The sequence below is a fragment of the Mycobacteroides saopaulense genome, assembly GCF_001456355.1.
Taxonomy (GTDB): Bacteria; Actinomycetota; Actinomycetes; order Mycobacteriales; family Mycobacteriaceae; genus Mycobacterium; species Mycobacterium saopaulense.
The window spans coordinates 3,858,183-3,880,951 of sequence record NZ_CP010271.1; the positions used below are offsets into that span (position 1 = coordinate 3,858,183).

7 protein-coding genes are annotated in these 22,769 nt (G+C 63.6%); 1 reads left to right on the top strand and 6 read right to left on the bottom strand.

The annotated features are described in order from the left end of the window. Positions 1 to 138: 138 nt before the first annotated feature. The 5 genes from MYCSP_RS19415 to mtf2 form a co-directional block, all read right to left on the bottom strand. A complete protein-coding gene (locus MYCSP_RS19415) occupies positions 139 to 7,866 on the bottom strand; it encodes a non-ribosomal peptide synthetase (RefSeq protein WP_088414790.1) in 7,728 nt (2,575 codons plus the stop codon). Next, complete coding sequence (locus MYCSP_RS19420) at positions 7,863 to 18,167, bottom strand: amino acid adenylation domain-containing protein (protein WP_407661711.1); 10,305 nt, start codon at positions 18,165 to 18,167, stop codon at positions 7,863 to 7,865. The genes MYCSP_RS19415 and MYCSP_RS19420 overlap by 4 nt, the downstream gene beginning before the upstream one ends. 74 nt (positions 18,168 to 18,241) lie before the next feature. Next, positions 18,242 to 18,472 (bottom strand): MbtH family protein, encoded by a 231-nt coding sequence (locus tag MYCSP_RS19425; protein WP_005062145.1) that lies wholly within the window; start codon positions 18,470 to 18,472, stop codon positions 18,242 to 18,244. Between the two features lie 928 nt (positions 18,473 to 19,400). Beyond that, positions 19,401 to 19,646, bottom strand: a complete 246-nt coding sequence (locus MYCSP_RS19435) for a hypothetical protein (RefSeq protein ID WP_070909152.1) — start codon at positions 19,644 to 19,646, stop codon at positions 19,401 to 19,403. A 71-nt stretch (positions 19,647 to 19,717) separates the two neighbouring features. Continuing rightward, entirely contained in the window at positions 19,718 to 20,497 is a 780-nt protein-coding gene (gene mtf2 / locus MYCSP_RS19440) for a fatty-acid O-methyltransferase Mtf2 (RefSeq protein WP_083014847.1), read from the bottom strand. Between the two features lie 178 nt (positions 20,498 to 20,675). On the opposite strand from mtf2, the gene MYCSP_RS19445 reads away from it, so the two are divergent. Continuing rightward, positions 20,676 to 21,929, top strand: coding sequence for a glycosyltransferase (locus MYCSP_RS19445; protein ID WP_083014844.1), 1,254 nt, complete (start codon positions 20,676 to 20,678; stop codon positions 21,927 to 21,929). Between the two features lie 11 nt (positions 21,930 to 21,940). On the opposite strand, the gene MYCSP_RS19450 is transcribed toward MYCSP_RS19445, so the two are convergent. Next, complete coding sequence (locus MYCSP_RS19450; protein WP_083015007.1) at positions 21,941 to 22,729, bottom strand: TylF/MycF/NovP-related O-methyltransferase; 789 nt, start codon at positions 22,727 to 22,729, stop codon at positions 21,941 to 21,943. Positions 22,730 to 22,769 lie beyond the last annotated feature (40 nt).

Sequence of the window (22,769 nt, forward strand, 5' to 3'; positions counted from 1 at the left end):
GAATGGCATCTCCTGCCGAATTCACCCGAATTGCACTGGGCGCGTTAGATAGACAGATATCCATTCCGACAGGACATGACCCAATCGAATTAACCGTCACGGAACTACTTCGTCGGAGTTTCCGCTATTTTCTGCGCGCTAAAGCAATCCCTGCAATTGCAAGTCGCTCGCATACTTCGCGATGATCGGGGCCGATACTTGCGGAATGTCGTTTTCAGATCCAATCTTCGCGCGGCGAACGGCCGCCTGGAAACGATCCGCCGGCGCCATCGGTCCACGCGAGGGTTCCGGCGGCTGACCATCCCAACCGTGATCCTGCAGGATCTTCAGCATCTGCAACACCGAACCCTGGCGCTGATGGTCCGGCAAGGCGTGCAGTCGGGACTCGAACTGCTCCACCCACTCGTCGAAGTCCTCGATGCGCTCAATCGGGTGACCTGCATCGATCAACCAGTCGACGTACTCGTCGATTCCGATGCCATCGTCATGCGGATTCATCACGTGATAGGTCTCGAAACCGGCCGAGCCCTCTCGTGACTCGGCGGCCTGACCTCCCAGCGTGGCGATCGCCTCGGCGACGAATTCCACGGGCAGCCCGTCGAAATGCGCACGCTGCCGATTGCCGTCCTCGCCGAGCCGATAGACCGAATGCGGCGCGACACCCGTCGCAACAATGCTGAGCACCATGCGGGCAACGGTGTCCGAAGCGTTCACCTGCCCCGCGTAACTGGTGTCGACCATGATCATGCCCGAGCGAAACACCTTGACCGGCAAGCCGAGGTGCTCGTGGGCCTCTCGCAGGAGCACCTCTCCCGCCCATTTGCTGTTGCCGTAACCGTTGGCGTAGCTGCCATCGGCGGGGCGGGTGGCACTGATGACGCGGATGTCGGCGTCCTCGAGGAATATCGACTTCTCGATCTCACGCCCGACATCAGCCGTCGAAATGTAGGTGTAGGGCTTGACCTTTGACGTCACCGCGAATCGGATCAGCTCGGCCGTACCCACCACATTGGGCCCGAACAACTCGCTGTATGGCAACACGCTGTTGACCAAGGCCGCCGAGTCGACGATCAGGTCGACGGTATCGGCCAGCCGCTGCCAGGTCTCCTGCTCCAGCCCCAGGGCGGGTTCGGCCTTGTCCCCGGCGATCACCTGCAACCGGTCGGTGGCCAACGCCTCGTACACCCGAATAAGCTCCGGGTCTCCGCTGTCGAAGGTCTTGTCGAGACGGCGCCGCGCCTCTTCGTCGGACTTGGCCCGCACCAGGCAGATCAGCGTGCCGTCGACCTTTTCCAGTTCCTTGAGCCATTGCAGCACCAAGTAGCGGCCCAAGAATCCGGTCGCCCCGGTCAGCAGCACTGTCCGCACACCCTCATCGGCGCGCGGCAGCGTCGGGGCTGCCTTCAGCGTTTCCTCGTCGATGAACTTCTCCAAGGTGAGGTCGCTTGCCCGCACCACGGAAGCACCGCGGCCATGCACGGACGCGTAGGTGGGCCCGGCCGTCGCAGAGCCGTCCGCGCCGTCCAAATACACGCTCAGGCTTCGCACCGACGGTGCCTCGAACAGCGTTCTGACTGCCAGCTGAGCGTCGAAAGACGTGTTGATCGCCGCGACCACGCGCATCGCGGAGATCGAATCCCCGCCGAGGTCGAAGAACGAATCATCGGTGCCGACACGCTCAACGCCCAGCACCTGCGCATAGATGCCGGCCACCGTCTCCTCGACGGCGTTGGCGGGCGCACGGTAGCGGGCCGCATCGTCATACTCCGGTGCGGGAAGCGAACGCTTGTCGAGCTTGCCGTTGACCGTGAGCGGCAAGGCCTCCAGCCGCACCACCGCGGCCGGGACCATGTAGGGCGGCAGCCTCTTTGCCAGTGCGCTGCGCAGCTCGGCCACCTCACCGGTCCCGATGAAATACCCGACTAGACGCTTGTCACCGGGGCGATCCTCGCGGGCGATCACCGCCGCCTGCTCCACCCCGTCAAGTTCGGCAAGAGCCGCCTGGATCTCCCCGAGCTCGATACGGAAGCCGCGAATCTTCACCTGCTCGTCGGCGCGGCCCAGATACTCCAGCTGACCGTTGGCACCCCAGCGCACCAGATCCCCGGTGCGATACATCCGCGTCCCGGGCTCACCGAAGGGGCACGCGACGAACCGTGACGCGGTCAGTGCCTGGCGCTTCACATAGCCGAGGCCGACACCGAGTCCAGCCACATACAGCTCGCCGACAACACCCGGTGGCACCGGCCGCATCCACCGGTCCAACACGAACAACGCGGCATCGGGCACCGGAACACCGATCGGCACCACACCCGAACCGGCGATCAACTCACCGAACGTGGCATAGATCGTCGTCTCCGTCGGACCATAACCGTTGATCATCACGCGTCCGGGCGCCCACTTGTCCACCACTTCGGTGGGGCACGCTTCACCGGCGACGATCAGCGTCATGTTGTCCAGGCCCTCCGGCGACAACATGCCTACCGCCGACGGGGTTTGGAACAAGACGGTGACCTTTTCACGGATCAGCAACTCGCGGAAATCGTCGGGCGAGCGCACGACCGAATCCGGAATGATCACCAATCGGCCACCATGCAGCAGTGCACCGAAGATCTCCCACACCGTGATGTCGAAGACCAGGGACCCTGCCTGCGTCCACACCTCGCCCGGCCCCGTGGGCATGTGCGTGAGCGGGAACTTGAGCGCTTGGGTCACGTTGCTGTGCGCGATGGCCACACCCTTGGGCACACCGGTCGTTCCCGACGTGTAAATCGTGTAGGCGACGTCGTCGGGCGCCGGAGTGAGCAATGGCGTATGACCGTAGATGGCGCCGGTCGGGTCGTCGTCGGCGTCGTCGAACTGGACAACCGCCACCCCGGAGCCTTCGAATCGTGCACGCAGCTCGGCCGTCGTGACCGCCGCGATCGGCACGGCATCGGACAGCATGAACTCCAGCCGCGTGTCCGGTACCGAGGGGTCGATCGGCAGATAGGAGGCACCGGTCTTGAGAATCGCGAGAATCGCCACGATCGCTTCGTCGGAGCGTGGCATCAACAGTGCCACCGACTCACCCGGAGCCGCGCCGTAGACCGACAGCAGGTTCGCCAACCGATTGGCGGCCTCGTCGAGCTCGCCATACGTCGTCGAGCGACCGTCAAATGTCAGCGCGACCGCTTCGGGGGCTCTGTTCACCTGTTCGGCGAAAGCCTCCGGAATGGACAACACCGGCTCCGCGTCCCGGGCCAAGACCTTGCGGTTACCCCAGCCGTCGAGCTGTTTGTGCTCAGCGGCCTCCAGGACATCAAGCGACGAAAGTCGTTGTCCGGCATCGGCAACCATGGAGACCAGTACCCGCTGGAACCGCTCGAACACGGCCTCGATGCCCTCCACATCGAACTTGTCGGTGTCGTATTCGATCCGGATGCCCAGCTCATGCCCCGGTAGCGCCATCACCGACAGCGGATAGTGGTTGTACTCGCGGGTGACGAACTCGGTGACGGCCAGTTCCTGTGCGCCCATGAACGCGCTGGTGTCAATCGGGTAGCTCTCGTACAGGAAGAGGGTGTCGAACAGCTGCTCGTGGCCCGCGATGTGGTGAATCTCGTTGAGGGCCAGGTGTTCATGCTCGATAGTGTCGTTGTGAGCACTCTGCAACTGCCCCAAGAGCTCGGACACCGTGGTGGCCGCGGTGGCACGCGCACGCACCGGCACCGTGTTGATGAGCAATCCCACGATCGAGTCCGATCCGGCAAGCTCTGCGGGCCGGCCCGACACCGCCGTCCCGAACGCGACGTCGTCCTGCCCGGTCACCACCATGAGCAGCTGCGCCCACGCCGCCTGCAGCACTGTGCTGATCGTGGTGTGCTGAGACCGCGCCAGGTCGGCAAGAGCCTGTGTGGTCTCGACCGAAACCCGATAGGATTCAACACCTCTGGCCCCTGGAGGTGCCGGCGGAGCGACGAGAGTGGGCGTGTCGAAACCGTCCAACACCTTGCCCCAGGCCGCACGTGCCGCATCAAGATCTTGGTTGACCAGCCAGCTGACGAAACTGCGATACGACGACGGCGCCGGGAGCCGGTGGCCGAAGTAGCTTGCGAAGATCTCCTGCAACAGGATCGGCAATGACCAGCCGTCGATCACCACGTGATGGAACGTCAGGACGAACCGGTGCTTGTTCCCCTCCGTGCGGATCAACGCCGCGCGCAGCGTGGGCCGATCGGCGAGGTCGCAGACCGCCGCCCGCTCGGCAGCGCAGAGATGCTGAATCTCCTCGTCGGGAGTCAGATCGTCACCCCGGAGGTCGAGGTATCGCCACGCGATCACGGGGTCGGCCAGAATCACCTGTACCGGGTCACCGAACTGCGTGCAGAAGCGGGCCGCGAGGTTGGGATGCCGCCGGACCACGGAGTGAACCGCGTCGCGGAGTCGCAGCTGGTCGACAAGACCTGTCACCGTGATGTCGAGCTGCACCGCGTAGAAGTCGACTCCCTCCGAGTCACCGTCCAGCGCCCCCGCGGCGCGCGCGAAGGTGGTGTGGAAAAGCAGGCCTTCTTGGATGGGCGTCAGCGGCAGTACGTCGACGATCTTGTGCTGCTCGTGCAGCTCGTCGATCTGCTGCTGGCTCAGCCGCGCAGGTGCGATATCGGACGGGGTCAAACCGCCACCACCGCCGCGCACATACGCGCAGATCCCGGCGAGCGCCTCGAACCACAGCTGGCTCAGCCGCTGCACCTGGGGCTCGGTGACCGACGACGGCGCCCACGTCCAGCCGGCACGCAGATGTGCGCCGGACTCCTCGCCGAGACCGCCCTCCACGATGCCGGCGTTGAGATCCACCGTGTACATCAGCGGCATGGACACCGCCGAAGCGACACCCGCCGAGGACAGGCTGTCCTCGTTGATCCGCCACAGGTCGTCGCTCAGAGCCGCGGCACCAGCGCCAAGGCGTCCCAGATAGTTGAATCCGATGGTCGGTTCCGGGCCGGACAGATCCACGTCCGAGTTCAGGTAACGCAGTAGGCCGTAGGTCAAGGGATCCGGGAGGGTGCGCAGTTGTTCCTTGGCTCCCTTGATGATCGGCCCCAGAGCCGCGGCCCCGCCGACGACCTCCTTCCAGGAGAGCCCTCCGACGCTCAGCGCCACCGGATACTTGGTGGTAAACCAGCCGACGGTGCGCGACAGGTCGACGTCGTCGGCCAGTTCCTCGTGACGTCCGTGACCTTCGACGCCGATGGCGATCGACGCGGCGGTGGAGTCCAGGAATTCGTTCCAGGCCAATCCGAACGCGATCAACAGAATGTCTTGCACCCCAGCGTGAAACGCCGCCGGGACCTCTCCCAGGAGTTCTCGGGTGGTCTCCGCGTCGAGTGACACCGACATCGTTCTGGCCGTGGCGTAGGTGTCCAGCTCGGGCAGGACCGCCGGTAACGCCGCGGGAACCGCCGCCACCTCCCGCCAGGCGTCGGCTGTGGCCACCACGTCCGCCGAGCGCGCGTGCTCGTCGAGCAGCGTGGCCCAACGGGCGAACGAGGTGCCACCTACCGGCAGCTCTACCGGCTGCCCGCCGTGGTGTTGCGCCCAGGCGATATTCAGGTCTTCCAACAGAATTCGCCACGAGACACCGTCGACAGCCAGGTGATGGATCATCAGCGCAAGCTGTCGGGTGTCGGGGACCCACACCGCGCTCAGCTCGGCCCCCACCGCCGGGTTCAAACGAGAGCGGGCAGCCACCAGCTCCGCGTCGGACAAACTCTCGGCGACGCGCAGGCATTCACGCGCATCCACCGTGCCCGCCTCTGGCACCAGAAGCGACCACACTCCCGTATCGGAGGCGCCGTCCTTCTCGGCACGCAACCGCAGCGTGGCATGGCGGTCCAGCAGTGCCTGCAGCACGATGACGACATCGTCTTCGGTCACGCCCGCTGGAGCCTGCAGGACGATCGTCTGGTTGAACTGGTCGACAGGGCCCTGCACACCATGGAGCCAGTGGATGATCGGGGTGGCCAATACAGGGCCAACGCCCTCGTCGACGACACCGGCCTGACCGTCCGAGAGAGTGGCCACCGCGGCCACTCCGCTTACGGTTTGCTCGACGAAGATGTCACGCGGTCGGCACAGCACCCCGGCCGCCCGCGCACGCGACACCACCTGCATCGACAGGATGCTGTCGCCACCGAGATCGAAGAACGACTCGTCGACGCCCACCCTGTCTACCCCGAGGACCTGAGCATAGATATCGGCCAGGATCATCTCGACCTGTCCGGACGGTGCGCGGTACTCGGCACCGACACTGCGGTACTCGGGTGCGGGAAGAGACTTCTTGTCCAGCTTGCCGTTCACCGTCAACGGCAGCGTCTCCAGGACCACCACCGCCGCGGGAACCATGTATGCCGGAAGCCTCTCGGCCAGCGCGGTGCGCGCCTCGACCGGATCGGCGGTTCCCACGATGTATCCGACGAGGCGCTTGTCGCCGGGGCGGTCCTCGCGGGCGATCACCACCGCCTGCTCCACGCCCTCTAGGCGCGCCAGTGCCGCCTGGATCTCGCCGAGCTCGATGCGATATCCACGGATCTTCACCTGCTCGTCGGCTCGGCCCAGGTACTGCAGCTGCCCGTCCTCACCCCACTGCACCAGATCGCCGGTGCGGTACATGCGTGACCCCGGGCCCCCGAATGGGCAGGCCAGGAAGCGCGATGCCGTCAAACCGGATCGGTGCGCGTAGCCGGGAGCCACGCCGTTGCCTGCCACGTACAGCTCACCGACCACGCCCTCGGGTGCCGGCCGCAGCCACTTGTCCAACACGAACAGCGCCGCTCCGGGCACAGGCGAACCGATGGGCGCCACATCCGAACCCGGCGTCAAAGGCCCACTCATCGCCGCATAGATGGTGGCTTCGGTCGGCCCGTAGGCGTTGATCATCGTGCGCCCGCTCGCGGCCCATCGGTCCACGAGTTCTGTCGGGCAGGCTTCGCCGGCAACGATGAGGGTCGTCGACTCCAGCCGTTCCGGCGACAACATCCCTGCCGCCGAAGGGGTTTGGCACAGGACGCTGACCTTCTCGTTGATCAACAACTCGTGGAGATCATCCGGTGAAGACGCCACCGATTCGGGGACCACCACCAAGCGACCGCCGTGCAGCAGTGCGCCCCAGATCTCCCACACCGATACGTCGAAGACCAACGAATGCCACTGCGACCAGACCTCGCCCGGTCCGGCGGGTAGATCGGCACGTACCGCGTCCACCAGCTGGGTGACATTGTGGTGAGTAACCGCAACCGCTTTGGGAACACCGGTGGTGCCCGAGGTATAGGTCATGTACGCGAGATCATCGGGCTGTGGCACGGGCAGCGCAGAACTGGGCTGGCCGTCGATGAGGGGATCGTCGATTTCGGTCACCCGCACATCAAGCCCATCGAATCGCGAGCCCAAATCTGCCGTGGTCAGTACCGCCACCGGTTCCGCATCCGACACCATGAACCTGATGCGCTCGTCGGGGTGTGCCGGGTCGATGGGCAGATACGCGGCCCCCGTCTTGAGTACCGCCAAGAGTCCGATGATCGCCTCACCCGATCGCGGAACTAGCAGCCCCACAACCTCTCCCGGGCCCGCACCGTTGCCCGCCAACAGATGTGCGATGCGGTTGGTGACCTGGTCCAGCTCGCGATAGGTCCAGGACCTGTCCCTGCACACCAGCGCAACGGTCTCGGGCGCGCGCTCCACCTGGACTTCGAACAGCACCGGAATCGAGACGGGCTCGGCGGTGGGCTCGGTGAGCACCGCACGGTTACCCCATTCGTCGAGCCGGTCGTGATCGTCGTCGTCGAGAAGATCCATCGACAACAAAGTCCGGGTGGGATCGGCGCTCATGTTGGCTCCTTCTTCTTCCCTTTGACATCGGACGTCATGGCCTCCAGCACGCGCTGGAACCTCTTGACCAACTTTCCAATTCGGACGGCGTTGAAGACATCGGTGTCAAATTCAACACGAAGTCCCAACTCGTGACCCGGCGTGGCCTGAACCGCCAGCGGGTAATGGTTGTACTCGCGATTGCTGAACCCGGTGATGGACAACTCGTGCACGCGCGACAGTGCGGCCGTGTCAATGGGGTAGTTCTCGTACACGAACATCGTGTCGAACAGCTGGTCATGCCCAACGGCATGGTGAATCTCATTGAGCGCCAAGTGCTGGTGCTCCAGCGTGTCTCCGTAAGCACCCTGCAACTGGTTCAGCAGGTCGGCAATCGTGGTGGCTGAGGTGATGGTCGCGCGGACCGGCACCGTGTTGATCAAGAGACCCACCATCGATTCCGCCCCGACGAGATCGGTCGGCCTGCCCGATACCGCGGTACCGAACGCGACATCGGTTTGACCCGTTAGCCACATCAACAGCTGAGCCCATGCGGCCTGCAACACGGTGCTGACCGTGGTGCGGCAGGAGCGCGCCAACTCGCCGAGGGCCGAAGTGGTCTCGGCTGACACCACGAACGACTCAACACCTCTGCGGCCCAGCACCATTCGTCCAGGCGGTGCCACCAGGGTCGGGGTTTCAAAACCGTCGAACACCTTGCTCCAGGCCGATCGGGCGGTGCTGTTGTCCTGCCCTGACAGCCAGGTGACAAACCTGCGGTAGCCCACCGGAGCGGGCAGGCGTTCGCCGAAGTAGCTCGCGAAGATCTCCTGCAGCAGGATCGGCTTTGACCATCCGTCGAGCACGATGTGGTGATTGGTCAGCAGGAATCGGTATTGGTCTGCGCCGGTCCGGGCCAGCGCCGCGCGGAAGGCCGGTTGACCGGCGAGATCACAGACCGCTGCCCGCTCCGCCGCCGCCAGCCGCTCGACCTGCCCCTCGACATCTCCGTCCAGTTCTAGGAATTGCCATGCCAACTCAGGATCGGCCGGGATGAGCTGCAGCGGTTGACCGAAGTCTTCGTAGAACGTGGCCACCACATTGGGACGACGCTTGATCGCGGTGCGCACGGCCTCTTGCAGCCGCTTCGGATCGAGCGGGCCGCTGAGCGCCACGTCCAACTGCACCGCGTACAAGTCGTCACTGCCGTCCATGGCCTCGGGCGCCAGATTCGAGTGGAACAGCAACCCTTGCTGCAGCGGTGTCAGTGGCAGAACATCCGCGATCTCATACTGCTCGTGTAGTTGATCGATCTGCTGCTGACTCAGCTGTGCCGGAAGGACATCGGAAGGAGTGAGTCCACCGCCGCCGGCACGGACATGCGCGCAGACGCCGGCCAGCGAGTCGAACCAGAGTCGACTGATCCTGTCGATCTGGTCGTGACTCAATGCCGACAGCGCCCACGTCCACGTCGCGTGCAACCGCGGGCCCGTGTCCGCGTCTTCCATCACACCGGCGTTGAGTTCGACGGTGTGCCCCAACGGTGTTGGGACCGATGTCGCAGCGGCGGTGATGGACACCCCGTCCTGGTCGATCCGCCACAGATCGTCGGATAGATCGGCGCCACCTGCCCCGAGCCGGCCCAGGTAGTTGAAGCCGATCGACGGATCCGGTCCCGCCACGGCAGCATCCGGGTTCAGATACCGCAACAGGCCGTAGGTCAGCCCAGCCGGCAGGGCACGCAGTTGTTCCTTGGCGTCCTTGATGATTGGCGCCAACGCGGAGTCACCGGCCACCACTTGCGCCCAGGACAGCTCGCCCACCGCCAACGACACCGGGTACTTGCTGGTGAACCAGCCGACGGTACGGGAGAGATCCGCATCGCCCGCGAATTCCTCGTTGCGTCCGTGGCCTTCGACGTCGATGCCGATCGGAGCGCCGGCCGAACCGAGGAACTCGTTCCACGCCAGCGCGAATGCGATCAGCAGGATGTCCTGGACTCCGGCGTGATACGCGGTGGGCACGTCACCCAAGAGCTCCCGGGTGAGGTCGGCGTCCAGCGATACCGACAACTGCCCCGCACTGGCATAGGTATCCATCGTGGGGTGCACCGCCGGCAATGCGGCCGGAGTCTCCTCCACCTGACGCCAGGTATCTGCCAATGCCACCACGTCGGCCGCATGCGCGTGCTGGTCGAGCAATGTCGCCCAGCGCGCGAATGACGTGCCGCCCGAAGGCAGCTCCACCGGCCGCCCACCGTGATGCTGAGCCCAGGCGATATTCAAGTCTTCCAACAGAATTCGCCACGACACCGCATCCACAGCCAGGTGGTGGATGATCAGCACCAGTCGGCTGTTATCGCTCTCCCACAGCGCACTGACCATCGAGCCGGCCGCGGGGTCCAACCGCGATCGGGCCTGGCGCAAAGCCTCATCGGTGAGGGTCTGCACCGCGAGTAGGCATTCGCGGGCGTCTACCGTTCCCGCCTCCGGTATCTGAAGCGACCACTGACCGCCGTCGTCTTCCGCGCGCAACCGCAGGGTGGCGTGCCGATCCAGCAGCGCCTGCAGCACCGTCACCACGTCGTCTTCGGTGACGCCATCCGGAGCCTGCAACACCACAGTCTGGTTGAATTCGTCGACCTTGCCACCAAGCCCCTGAAGCCAGCGGATGATCGGGGTGGCGACCACTGCTCCGATACCCGCATCTACGACCGTGTTTTCGGCGTCGGCGAACGCGGCGACCTGGGCCAGCCGCGCCACGGTCTGCTCTACGAAGATGTCACGCGGCCGCACCAGCAGACCGGCGGCCCGAGCACGGGCCACCACCTGCATAGACGAAATACTGTCTCCGCCAAGGTCGAAGAACGAGTCGTCCACACCAATCTGCTCGACGCCGAGCACCTGGGCGTAGATGCCGGCCAGGATCTCCTCGATCGCGTCCGCGGGCGCCCGATAATGATCGGCATCCTGATACTCCGGTGCCGGCAAGGCACGGGTATCCAGCTTGCCGTTGACCGTCAACGGCATCGACCCCAAGACCACCACGGCGGCGGGGACCATATAGGCAGGCAGGCGTTCGGACAGTGTCGTGCGCACCACGGTGGGGTCCAATGTGCCGGCGGTCGATTCGGTGATGTAGCCAACCAGACGCTTGTCACCGGGGCGGTCCTCACGCGCGATCACCGCCGCTTGGTCCACACCTTCCACACGGGCCAGCGCCGCGTGAACCTCACCGAGTTCGATGCGGTACCCACGAATCTTCACCTGCTTGTCGGCGCGTCCGACGTACCGCAGTTGCCCGTCTTCACCCCACTGCACCAGGTCTCCGGTGCGGTACATCCGAGACCCGGGCGCGCCGAACGGGCATGCGACGAAACGAGTTGTCGTCAGATCCGAACGTCCGAGATATCCGCTGGCCTGGCCGGAGCCGGCCACATACAACTCACCGACAACGCCGACCGGCACCTGACGGAGCCAGCCGTCCAATACGAAGAAGGCGAGATGCTCCAACGGCACGCCGATCGGGCTGCTGTTGCTGTCCACATCCCCATCACCGATTTCCCGGAACGAGGCGTGCACCGTGGTCTCGGTAATGCCGTACATGTTGATCATGCGCGGCAATCCCGGGTGGCTGTCGAACCATGGCGAAAGACGCTGTGGCTCAAGAGCCTCTCCACCAAACACCACAGTCTGCAATTTGAGCTGCTGGCCCACCTCGGGCTGCAGCGCATCCGCGGTCTGCAACGCATAGAAGGCCGAGGGCGTCTGGCTCAACACGCTGACCTGTTCGCTGACAAGCAAGGCGTGCAGGTCTTCTGGAGACCGGACAACCGCGTCCGGCACAATGAGCAACCGGCCGCCGTACAACAGGGCGCCCCAGATCTCCCACACCGAATAGTCAAAGGCCAGCGAGTGGCACTGCGTCCACACCTGACCCAAATTCAGTTCCGCGTCCAGAGATTCCAGCAACTGGGCGACGTTGCGGTGGGTTACCGCCACACCCTTGGGAGCGCCGGTCGTTCCCGAGGTGTAGATGATGTAGGCGATGTCATCCACCGCCGGAACGGGCAGTGCGGCATCGGTCTGCTGGCCCACGGCCGGATCGTCGATGTCGATGACGGGCACACCGGATGCGGCGAGCCGCGGCAGCAGCTCCGCGGTGGTGACCGCGGCGATCGGCGCCGCATCGCCCACGACGAACTCCACACGCGAATCCGGGTGCGCCGGGTCGATCGGTAGATACGCCGCCCCGGTCTTGAGAACGGCCAGGATCGCCGCGATTGCCTCACCGGTGCGGGGCAGCAGCAGCGCCACGCGCTCACCGGGGCGGGCGCCACGGGTCACCAGGTGATTCGCCAACCGGTTCGCCGTCGCATCCAATTCACCGTAGCTCCAAGAGCGTTCACCGCACGTGATCGCTATCGCCTCCGGAGCACGAGCGACCTGCGCGGCGAAGAGTTCCGGGATCGAAGTCAATGCCGGCTCTGGCCGGGTCAGCACCGCGCGGTTACCCCACTGATCCAGCCGATCATGTTCACCGGCGTCGAGCAGATCGATGGAGGACAGCCGGGTGGCCGGATCGGCAACCATGGCCGCCAGCACCTGACGCAACTTGTCGACAACGGTCTCGACTTCGGGCAGCTCGAAGACATCGGTATCGAATTCGACGCGCAAGCCCAGTTCTTCGCCCGGCATTGCCACAACCGACAGCGGGTAATGGTTGTACTCGCGGCTGGTGAAATCGGTGATGCCCAACTCGTGCGCGCCCAACAGCGCGCCGGCGTCGATCGGATAGTTCTCGTACACAAACAGCGTGTCGAAGAGCCGATCCAGACCGATTGCGCGATGAATCTCGTTGAGCGCCAGGTGCTCGTGCTCAACGGTGTCATTGTGCATGCGCTGCAACTGGTCCAGCAGATCGGCGACGGTGGTGGCCGCGGTGATGTTCGCGCGCACCGGCACCGTGTTGATCAACAGACCGACCATCGAGTCCGCCCCGGCCAGGTCGACGGATCGACCCGAGACCGCGGTGCCGAACGCGACATCGTGGTGACCGGTCAACCAGGTCAGCACTTGCGCCCACGCGGCCTGCAGAACCGTGTTGACCGTGGTGCGCTGCGCACGGGCCAGCTCCGACAGAGACCGGGTGATGTCTTCGGAAATCCGGTACGACGCGACTCCCCGGCGACCCGCGGTAGCGAGGGAACCCACCAGCGTCGGCGTCTCGAATCCGTCGAGAGCCTTCCCCCATACCGACTGCGCTGCAACGCGATCCTGTCCCGCCAACCAAGTGACGAAATTGCGGTAGGGCGCCGGCGAAGGCAGTCGCCGCCCGTAGTAGGCGCCGAAGATCTCCTGCAGCAAAATTGGCAACGACCATCCGTCGATCACGATGTGATGGGCGGTCAGCACCAGGCGCTGCTTGCTTTCCCCAGCATCGCCGAGCCCGGAGATGAGCGTGGCCCGGAATACCGGCTCGGTGAAGAGCCTGCAGACCGCGGCACGTTCGGCCGCACACAATTGCTCTACTTGCTCATCGGCGTCGTCGTTGTTCAATTCGGCGTGTTGCCAAGCGATCACGGGCTCCACCGGAATGACCTGTATCGGCTCCCCGTATTCCTCACTGAAGCGTGCGGCCAAGTTCGGGTGGCGTTTGACCACCGAATGCACTGCATCGTGCAGGCGATTCGCATCCAGGGCGCCCGTGACCGTGAGCGCCAACTGCACCGCGTAGACGTCGTCCTCGGTGGAATCCCCTGTGGCCTCTGCGAATCCGGCTTGGAAAAGCAGCCCTTGCTGCAGCGGCGTCAGCGGGAGCACATCCGCGATCTCGTACTGCTGCACCAGGGCATCGATCTGCTGCTGGGTAAGGTGGGCCGGCGCCAGGTCAGATGGCGTCAATCCGCCACCGCCGGAACGCACGTGGGCGCAGATGCCCACCAGCGCCTCGAACCACAACTGGCTCAAGCGATCGGCCTGCGCACCGTCCATCGCCGAGGGAGCCCACGTCCAGTTGGCTCGTAGCTCGGGTCCGCTGCCGAGGTCCGAATTTGTCTCAAGGATGCCGGCGTTGAGCTCCACCGCGTGCGCCAACGGCATCGAAATCGCCGCAGCCACATCGGTCATCGACAAGCTGTCTTGGCTTATCCGCCAGAAGTCCTCAGACAGGTCCGTTGCTCCCGCACCCAAGCGCCCGAGGTAGTTGAACCCGATTGTCGGTTCGGGTCCGGTCACGTCGACATCGGAGTTCAGGTAGCGCAACAGTCCGTAGGTCAGTCCATCGGGCAGCGCACGCAGCTGTTCCTTGGCAGCCTTGATCACCGGGCCGAGGGCGGCCTCGCCCGCGACCACTTGCGCCCAGGACAGCTCCCCCAGCTCCAGCGAAGCCGGGTACTTGGTGGTGAACCAGCCGACCGTGCGCGACAGATCGACTCTGCGGTGGACGGCCTCGCCGATTTCCTCCTGGCGGCCGTGGCCTTCGACGTCGAACGCGATGGGCGCGCCCCGGGTCCCGAGGAATTCATTCCAGGCCAGGCCGAAGGCGATCAACAGGATGTCTTGCACCCCAGCATGAAAAGCCCCGGGCACATCACCCAATAGGTGCCGCGTCGTCTCGGCGTCCAATGACACCGACAGTCGCCCGGCATTGGCATAGGTATCGCGCTCGGGTTGCGCAGCGGGGACCCTGGCCGGGGTGGTCAACACCTGTCGCCAGGCGCCGGCATGCGCCACCACATCGGCGGACTGCGCATACTCGGCCAGCAGCTCGGACCAGCGCGCGAACGACATCCCGCCGGCCGGCAGCTCTACCTCAGCGCTACCGTGATGCTGCGCCCACGCGATATTCAAGTCTTCCAGCAGGATTCGCCATGACACCCCGTCGACAGACAGGTGATGAATCACCAATGCCAATTGCGCTGTCCCGGGCGCCCACACCGCGCTGAGCATCGACCCGGTGGCCGGATTCAATCGAGACCGCGCGGCCACCAACGACTCTTCTGACAACGCGTCGACTACATGAAGGCAATCGCGGGCGTCCACCGCTCCGATATCCGGGATCAGAGGAGACCACTGTCCGTCGTCGCCTTCGGCACGCAACCGCAGGGTTGGGTGTCGATCCAGCAATGCCTGCAACACGACGATCACATCGTCTTCGGTCACACCGGATGGTGCCTGGACCACGAGTGTCTGGTTGAACTGGTCGATCGGACCGTCGACGTCCCGCAGCCAATGCATGATCGGTGTGACCGATACGGGACCAAGGCCCTCATCGATGACATCGGCTTCACCACCGGAGATTTCGGCCACGACGGCCAACCGCGCCACGGTCTGCTCGATGAAGACATCGCGCGGTCGGCACAGCACTCCGGCCGCCCGGGCACGGGAGACCACCTGCATCGACAGAATGCTGTCGCCGCCCAGATCAAAGAAGGAGTCGTCGACGCCGACGCGCTCGACACCGAGCACCTGCGCATAGACCTCGGCGAGGATCTCTTCCACCGCGGTACCGGGAGCCCGGTATTCCGCAGCGAGGCTGCCGTACTCGGGGGCCGGCAAAGCTCGGATGTCAAGTTTGTTGTTGGACGTCAGCGGCAGCGCCTCAAGCACTACCACTGCGGCCGGAACCATGTAGGGCGGAAGGCGTTTGGAAAGAATGCTACGGATTTCGGCTGGATCGGCGCTACCGGTGATGTAGCCGACCAGGCGCTTGTCACCGGGGCGGTCCTCGCGCACGATCGCGACCGCCAGATCAACCCCGTCGAGTGCGCTCAACGCGGCTTGCACTTCGCCGAGCTCGATGCGGTAGCCGCGGATCTTGACCTGCTCATCGGCGCGACCAAGGTACTGCAGCTGGCCGTCGTCGCCCCACAGCACCAGATCCCCGGTGCGATACATCCGCGTACCCGGTTCTCCGAACGGGCATGCGACAAACCGGGAGGCGGTCAGGTCGGGGCGCCCGATATACCCGCACGCGACGCCGTCACCGGCCACATACAGTTCGCCGACAACGCCCGCCGGCACTGGTTGCATCCAGGTGTCCAACACAAACAACGCGGCTCCGGGCACCGGCGAACCGATGGGAACAACGGCGTCTGGAGACCCTGCTTTGAGAGGCGCGCTGATCGCCACGCACATGGTGGTCTCGGTCGGACCGTACGCGTTGATCATCAATCGGCCGGGTGCCCAGCGGTCGACGACCGCAGCCGGGCACGCCTCACCCACCACCGCGAGCGCGGTGGATTCCAGACCTTCGGGCGAGAGCATCGCCACGGCCGACGGAGTTTGGGTTAGGACGGTGACCTGCTCGGCCACCAAGACGTCATGGAAGTCCGTGGGTGAGGCGGTGATCGATTCCGGCACCACGACCAACCGGCCACCACGCAGCAATGCGCCCCAGATCTCCCACACCGAAACATCGAATGCCAGCGAGTGGCACAGCGGCCACACACCGGGATTGGGCAGACCAGCGTCCACCGACGACATCAACCGGGTGACACTGTGGTGGGTAACGGCAACACCCTTGGGAGCTCCCGTGGTGCCCGAGGTGTAGATGATGTAGGCGATGTCATCTGGCGTGGGGCCCGACGGCGCCACCCCGGATTGGACGTCGTCCGCAGGGGAACCCAGGTCGATGACGGTGAGGTCGAAACCGTCCAGGCGCGCTCTGAGATCGGACGTCGTGAGCGCGGCGATCGGCGCTGCATCACCGATGATGAATTCCAGCCGCGTTGCAGGCACCGCCGGATCGACCGGCAGATACGCCGCCCCCGTCTTCAACACGGCCAGTATTCCGATGACCGCCTCGGCCGACCGCTCCGACAGCAAGACCACCCGCTCGCCGGGGCCCACGCCCTGAGCCGCGAGCCGATTCGCCAGGCGATCAGTGGCCTCGTCGAGCTCGCGGTACGTCAGGGTGCGATCCGAGAAGGTCAGCGCCGCAGCATCGGGATCGGCGACCACCCGCGTGGCGAACAGTTCGGGAATCGATACGCGCGTGGCGACCGACCCCGCCAGAACCGCCCTGTTACCGACTTCAGCCAGACTCTCGAGCTCGTCGTCGACCAGAGAATTCAGTGAAGAAAGCCGTCGATCGGGGTCAGCCGCCATCTCCGATAAGAGCCGCTGCAACCGCTCCGCCAGGTTAGGCACTCCGAATTTCGAGAACGGCAGTCCGTCGCCCGATGTGCTCAGGAGTAGTTGGTCACTGGCTCCGATGAAGAAGAGTCCGAAATGCCCCATGGGACCGTGGTTGGTGTAACTCGCCGTGGCGGGCACACCGGCGAGGTCCAAGGTGAGTCTCATGGGAATGAAGTTGATGGCGACGCGATTTCCCGCTTGCCGAGGGCCCCGGAGACCGAACTCGCCGCCATCGAGAATGTGCGCGGGGAACCGTTGATGCTTCAGCAGCTCGCGAATGCGCACATCAACGTGTCGGCAGAATTCGGCGACCGTGGATTCCGGCGGAGCACTGAGCACCAGTGGCACCACGCCGGCCAGCATGCCCGGGAGCATCTTCGACTCGGGGCGAACACGGCGGCTGACCGGAAAATCAAGCGCCACCTCCGACCCACTCGTGGACCAGCCGCGCACCAACAGCGCACAGGCCGCCGTGATAACCGAGTACCGGCGAACACGCAAAACCTTTGTCAAGTCTTTGATTTGATCCACGACGGCGTCATCGACCTGAACCGTCGCGGAGGGGGTGTAGCCCTCATGGCCCTCATGAGCATGCGGCGGCCGAGGATCGAGCCCGCTGTCCGGTGGAAGGTTGTGGCTCCAGTACTCCCGGTCCTCTGCGTAATCGCTGGACGCTTCGTATTCCGCCTCCAGATCGACCAAATCCTGCAGGGTGCCGAAGTATGCCTCGGGAATCGGTTCCCCCGTGACCAGCGCGGAGTAGATCGACGCTATCCGGCGGCTCACGATCGCCATGCCCAGGCCGTCCAGGTTGATGTGATGGCACAACCCGAACATGTGGTATTCGTCGTCCGCAGTCCGGATCAACGCGAATTTCAGCAGTTGATCGGACAAAGGCATCAGCGTGCGTTGGATCGACGAGGCGATCTGGCGCGCGTGCTCGACAGGATCTTCCGAATCTCGTACGTCGTGGAAGGCCAATACGAGCTCCGAATGGTCAATCGCCTTCTGAACGATCTCACCATTGACCTCAAAGAAGGCGGCCCGCGCAGGCTCGGCTTCACAGATCGCCTGACGGACGGCCCGCTCAAGTAGAACTCGTTCTACTCTTCCTTCGATCCTAACTAAAAGCCCAAGCTGCCACTCCGCACCAACCAGACCGCTTTCCTGTGAAAGCCAGATATCCAATTGTCCGCGCGAAAGCGGTAACGCCCCGTCTTCAGACTCCAACACTCGCCTACCCCCTCTCCGAAGGTTCAGCGCCCAAGACCCCCACCCTGCGCCAATCTCTCGCGCAGGCTCTTCGGCCGGATATCGGTCCAGTTTTGTTCGATGTACTCCAGACAGGCAGCGCGGTCAGCTTCACCGAATACCACACGCCAGCCATCAGGCACATCGGCGAAAGCCGGCCACAGGCTGTGCTGCTCCTCGTCGTTGACCAAGACGAAAAAGCTTCCCTTGTCATCATCAAACGGATTGATGCTCACGCTTTCTCCAGGTTGCTTCGGTGGACATCGCAAACATACGGCTGAATTTAGAGCGTTGTACGGGGTTTCACAAAGTTCTAATCTTCGCAACTTTGACACATTCCCGTTCGCTGCCGCAACTAATTAGCCAAGTTGTCTACATTGACATGTTTACGCAGGTAAAATATGGTTACATAGATATCAAACTGTTGCGACGAACGCACACATGAGTATACCAAGTCCGCACGCGCCGCGTAGGCCGAGCATCTGGCGCCGACTGAGAGCAACCAATTTTCCCTAGGCATCGATGAGTAATAGCAACTTATTCTGCTAGAACTGGAGACGCTCGTTACCTAATGTTCAGACTTGCCACGATTCTTAATCAAGTAGCTTGAAGAAGTAGCCGAGAAGGCGATCTGCAGGGGTTTCCCAAGTTCAAAGATGTGACGTGGATCTATCAATTAATTGCGCGACGCACCGTACGTGTTACGGCCAGGTGCGTGCTGAATGAACTCACGGCGACCTGAATAAAGATTCAGGCTCAAAACTGCACCCTCCAGGCTGGGCTAGCAACAGAATGAGATAGAAGTGAGACATCTGGAAGTAAATGTGGTGACAAACCGCTACGAATTAGATTCTCGTCTATAAGAAATACGGCCGATATCCACAGTCGTTTGACCACCCCAGCGCCTACCACCGGCGCGACAACGAATTACGCGAAAAACATCGTTATGGGCCGCACGCCCATAACGCACCGGGCACCGCGGAAGCGCCCATAATCCGGCGCACAGCGAGCTCACAGCACGCCCATTGTCGCGCATCCGTCAAAGTGTGCCGAAACGCTCCGAAAGGCCCCACCGGGGTACCGTTAGGCCTCTTTCGGTGACCGCATATTCGACTGGAGACCAAGGTACACGCGCAATACGTGGCGCGCCGTTACGAAAACGAGCTAGTTGTCCGGCTGCTCAGCGCGTGCATGAGTCCCATCAATGGGAGAAGACCCCGCCGGCATCAACATCACGAAGACCGGGAGTCGCACCGTGGCACCTGACAGGATCGGCAGCCGGATTGCGACGGACACGACTTCCAGCTCCAAACGTCTCCCCCGCCGCGTCTCCATCTCAAGACGCCCGGGTAAATGTCGGGGCGTCGCCAGCCAGTCCAGACCGCGTTCTATCGACTCGACGACGTTCATTACTCAACTATACCCATCTGCAGGTGCGCGACCATGAAATTCCTTGCCGCAAGACGAATCTGCGGCATCACCTAGGCCTTGACGAAGCGGTACATGCGGTATTCCACCGACCCTCCGCTGCGCAGATCGTCGTAGGCGCGCTGCGCGGGCGCAAATCTGCGGACTACACCACGAAGAAGGGCTGGGGTGGCACGGTCGATGACGTATCGCCACCGTGCCAGGTTTTTCTCCATCCCCCGTCGCACCTCCGCATTGATTCCGCGCTCCGACACCATGCGCAAGGGCGCATTCGCGAGCGCGACCTTCCAACCGGCGACGTCCTGAACGCTGCGCGCATCTGTGTAGAGAAAATCTCCACCGGGGCGCAGCACTCGCGCCACTTCGGTGAGGAAGACCGGGAAATGGGGGTAGAGATGCGAGGACTCGACATTGATCACCACATCAAAAGACTGATCGGGAAATGGCAGGCTCTCCGCGTCTCCCTGTACGAACTCCAGGCCCGGCAGATCGTGCCGCCTACGACAGAAGTCGATGCCGTCCGGGTTCAGATCCAGGCCGGTATAAGAAGCCGGATTCAGGGCCCGTTTCAGGTACGAGGCGCCGCCCCCATGGCCGCACCCGACCTCTAACACTCGTCGACCGTCGAGATCCGACTGAATAGCCGTGCTGTGGTACAGCTGAATGGAATAGCGATCGGGCTCATCGGAAGCCGACAACTGGACACCCATCGCCGGATCCTCTTCGTATCCGTAATTGAGGAATACGACATCCTCGGTTTCGAGCTTACGGGTGGCATGCCGATAGATGAATTTCTGAACCCGCTGCGTGAACACCGCGTTCAACTTGAACATGACCCAGTCTCGCGACCTCGCAGCGGCATGACTCCGTACCATCGACGAAGTATGTCAGAGGTTTGGACTCAGGACCGGCTTATCAACTCTGAACTGCCTTGCGACAGTTGAAGAACCGGAGATAATGACAAGCATTCGGGTCTACCGACGCAACGACCAGTGAAGGACCAGGAACAGTATGAAGTTTGCGCTGGCGTGCTACGGAACCCGAGGCGATGTCGAGCCGTCCGTCAGCGTTGGATGCGAACTGATGCGCCGCGGACACGAGGTGCGCGTTGCTGTTCCACCCGACCTCATCGCCTTCGCGGAATCCACGGGTCTTGCCACCGTGCCCTATGGGCCGAAACTGCAGGACTTCCTGCACGAGGAGTTCCTCCGGAATTTCTGGGCGCAATTGGTACGCAACCCCGTCGGTTCGCTGCGTGAACTTTGGGCCCCGATCGCTCGATACTGGGCAGACACCAATGCCACGCTGCTCTCGCTGGCGCGAGGCGCGGACTTGTTGTCTACGGGGCTGAATTTCGAGCAATCCGCCGGCAACGTAGCCGAGTACTACGAGATTCCACTGATCATGCTGCACCACTTCCCGATGCGTCCCAACGGCCAACTACTGCCGATGCTGCCTGCGCCGCTTGTCCGATCCGGCGGAGTACTTTCCGAATGGCTGCTGTGGCGCGCCACGAAAGACGCTGAAGACGCACAGCGAAGCGCCCTCGGCCTGCCCCGGGCGACCGGCCCTTCGGCACCTCGCACCGCGCGTCGGGGAGCAGTGGAAGTCCAGGCCTACGACGCGGTTTCCGTTCCCGGACTGGCCGCGGAATGGGCGAAATGGAACGGCAGACGACCGTTCGTCGGGGCGCTCACGATGGGACTAGCCACCGACGCTGACCAGGACGTGGCCTCCTGGCTCGCCGCGGGGACACCGCCGATTTGCTTTGCGACCGGCAGTATTCCTCTCGAATCTCCAGCCGAGACAATCGAAATGATCAGCTCTGCCTGTGCGGAACTGGGTGAGCGCGCCCTGGTCTGCGCCGGAGGTACCGATTTCGGCGATATCGCCGTTCCCGACCACGTCAAGGTCGTCGGAGCGGTCAACTACGCGGCGGTCTTCGCCGCCAGTCGTGCCATAGTTCACCACGGCGGCTCGGGCACCACGGCAGCAAGCCTACGGGCCGGCGTCCCCACCCTGGTCCTGTGGAGCTCCGCGGACCAGCCATACTGGGGAAACCAGCTCGGCAGATTGAAAGTCGGTGCCGCCCGACGCTTCTCGGCAACCAATCGGAAAACACTGGTGGCAGATCTACGACGGATCCTTGCCCCGGAGTACGCAGTCGAGGCCCGTGCACTGGCCACACAGATGACCAGTCCCGAGGAAAGCGTCGTCAAGGCCGCCGACCTTTTCGAAAGCACTGCCCGCCGCGCAGCGGGGTGAAGGCCGCTGCGCTACTGAGGCGGCTTGATGATGAGTCCCTGCCCCGTCGGCAAGGCGACCACGTGCACACCCAATTCGCGCGCCACCTCGTCCATGGCAATGCGCTGCTCATCGCGACCACGGTTTGCGTAGTCGTCCAGGAGCACGAACGCCCCCGGTGACAATCGCGGCCAAAAGTATCGCAACGTCTCTACTTCAGGTGGAGCGCAATTCATATCGATATGAAGGAACGCAACCGCCTCGGCGTCCACTTCCGCAAGCGTCTCCGGCACCGCCCCGACGATGACGCGCTGATTCCTCCACTGCGCGAAGTTCGCCTTGACGCTGTCCACGGAACTCACATACATGCCGTTTTTCACCAGCTTGTCGCTTTTTTCAAGCGCCCCCGCACTGCGCTCACCCGCGCTGACGAACCGCGGATCGAGACCCGCGAACGTGTCGAGCAAGTAGAAGGTCTTGCCCAACCGATCCCAGTCGAGGTACTCCATGATGGCGCTGCTCAAGAATCCGTAGCTGACGCCGCACTCGACGAAATCACCCTTCACCTTGTTGGCGCTCGCGGCCGCCCAGAGCCCGACATGCACCCGCCAGTGCCACTGGTACCAGTCCGTGCCACCTAGCGCGCGAACGCCGCGCTCATAGGCACGTTGAAAGTCCGGATCATCAAGGAACGCATGGCTGTTGAAACAAACCAGCGCGTCGTTCGAATAGACCTTGGGGAGAAGGGTGCGCGCAAGCCAATACTCCTTGCGAACCGCCCACAGCTGGATACGGGTACGGAGCGATAGCTCATCTGCCACAGCGGAAACGATAGCATCCGCCATCAGTATGGAGACGAGA